Genomic DNA, 245 nt, shown 5'->3' on the forward strand with positions numbered 1-245 from the left:
AATTTTTTGTGCTGGGGTTTCTTTCGATTTAGGCATGTTGGCTATATAAGTTGGTTTAGACCAATCTAATTTACCATGTTTTCGCAGCCATACCAGAACGGTACTGCGGCCTTGAATGCCGTAATGACTTTGCGCTTGTTTATAGGTGAAGTCGCCTTTTTCTACTTGCTCAACAATAGATAATTTAAAGCCTAATGTATAATCTCGCTGAGTACGCTTAACGTCTTTAGTTTTAGTGGTTTTCA

Annotated in this window: 1 protein-coding gene; it reads right to left on the reverse strand. The window is 38.4% G+C overall.

The window, feature by feature from the left end:
- Positions 1–245 (reverse strand): helix-turn-helix domain-containing protein (locus tag PSI06_RS21390; protein ID WP_273604864.1); only part of this gene is annotated, 245 nt, incomplete at both ends.

The sequence above is a fragment of the Pseudoalteromonas sp. GABNS16E genome, assembly GCF_028598715.1.
GTDB lineage: Bacteria > Pseudomonadota > Gammaproteobacteria > Enterobacterales > Alteromonadaceae > Pseudoalteromonas > Pseudoalteromonas atlantica.